Raw genomic sequence first — 1,946 nt, forward strand, 5'->3', positions numbered from 1 at the left:
GCAGAGCCACGGTTGTTTGCGCTTGGAGGCGCAATGACATTGAGCTTCGCCGTCGGGTCTGCCGCCTTGATGTCGTTCATCATCGTCGGGGCAAAGCCTTCGGTCTGCGGTGACTCCGGTGCATGTATCACGCCGTTGATCATGTCGGTGAAGTGGGTCGTCTTTGAAACGACACACTCTTCCTTCTTGTCCACACGCACACGCTCCAACGCAACCCAATGCTTCTCGGCCGGGTCGTAGTAATAGGTAAGGATGTCGTCCTCGGTATAGCCGCTTGGTATTCTCGTGCGGTCATACTTTATCTTGACAGTCGCACCCTCGCCTGTGAAATGGGTTCCGTGAGGGAGAAAACGGTAGCCATGTCCTCCTGCCGTGACGTTGGTCATGGCAAAGTCAAGCTCAGGAACATTCTCCTCTCCGATAGAGTTCACGGAAAGGCTTCTGTTCCGAATGAGGTCTTTCTGAAGAACGACCAGTTTGCTACCTCCTACGGAGATACTGTCAGAGACACCCTTCTTGAAGAGTTTTCTCACGGCTGTCCCGTCCTTTGCCGAAAGGGACAGTGTGGCGGCAAGCAGTAAAACCAATGCCCACGCCACCTTCTGTATATAATTCTTCATGCGTATCTTCCTTTAAGTTACTTTACTGAGATTTTCCTTGTATGCTCCCCATTCTCGGAGATTGCCTTCACGACATACACACCCGATGCGGGAACCTTGAAGTCGGCCTGCTTGACGCTTTCGCCTGTCATTTGGCGTGACACTACCAGTTTGCCTGATACGTCAAACACCATCAATGTGGCTGCAGAAGGCTTGTCCTGTGTGAGTTTAGCCTCGTAGATGCCTGTCGTAGAACCGTTGCCATTGACAGTGAAATTCTCGTCTTCTCCAGAAATGAAGGAGTTGTCAGCCTGTCTGTCCGAGCTGCCCACATGGTTCTCCCTTGCCTGTGTTCCGTTAGGCATACTTGCATCACACTCGCTGCCGACATAGACGGTCATCGTTGTCGTACACTTCTTGGGTGTTTCTATCTGCACGTTGCCCCTTGTGGTGAATGAGGTTACAGGCGTACCGTTTACGGTAAGGTCTGTGATATGTGTCTCGCCCTTTCCGTACTTGATGCAGAACCGCCATGCACGAAGTGACCAGACATATTCATGATGCACGGTCTGTCCGTTCAACTTGTATGTGACCTGCATATTGCGGACTGTAACATTGAGCACATCGCCCGGCTTGATGGTGACATATTTGGTTAGGCTTGTATATCCACCGGTTATGATATGCGCCTTGTCGCCCCGCACGTCGAAGCCATATTGGGTGATCTCGTCCGTGAGGCTTGGCTCCAATCCCACACGGTAGTTTGATTTTGTATCGTTCACCGTCCATGAGATGTCGCCAGACAGATAGGTCCTGGTGTCATGTGAGTATGAGGTGTAGAGTGCGTTGCCAGTGGCATAAATCTCGTTGCCTCCACCTTGTGATACGGACAGCGCATAGGCTCCGGGGGCAAGATTCGTGATTCTATGCGTGTCACCGAAGAATGTTCCTCTGGCAATGGTTTCTCCTTTTACCTTTCCTGCAACGGTGTCAACGCTGAGCACATAGGAATAGACTGGTGTACCGATGTTGATGCCGATGTCGATATACCCGTCATTGCGTGGAACTCCATTCTCGCAACTTGACGGCGTAGGAGTGGCATCATAGGAAATTCCGTCATAATAGGCGAATGTGAACACATCGCTTCCGCTTCCGTCTGCATCCCATAGGATATTGCGGAATATGGTCTTGCCCCTTGTCATATCAGGCTTGGAGCATCTTATGTTACTGTTGCTGTTGATGTCGAAATCACCTTCACCGCTTGGATCTATGAGCATGACGGTACGCTTGCGGCAATAGTCTGAGAATTCCCTGTCCGGTGTGAGGTCATAGCTCAACTCTGCCATATAA

General features: G+C 51.0%; 2 protein-coding genes. Both read right to left on the reverse strand.

Annotated elements, in window-relative coordinates:
- A partial coding sequence (locus tag DW917_RS16455; protein ID WP_233524808.1) for a hypothetical protein occupies nucleotides 1–533 on the reverse strand: 533 nt, incomplete at its 3' end.
- Nucleotides 534–637: 104 nt separating this feature from the next.
- Nucleotides 638–1,946, reverse strand: a 1,309-nt coding sequence (locus DW917_RS16460) for a T9SS type A sorting domain-containing protein (RefSeq protein WP_147344246.1), incomplete at its 5' end; no start/stop codon positions are given.

Source organism: Prevotella sp. AM42-24, assembly GCF_003461825.1.
In the GTDB taxonomy this organism is placed as follows: domain Bacteria; phylum Bacteroidota; class Bacteroidia; order Bacteroidales; family Bacteroidaceae; genus Prevotella; species Prevotella hominis.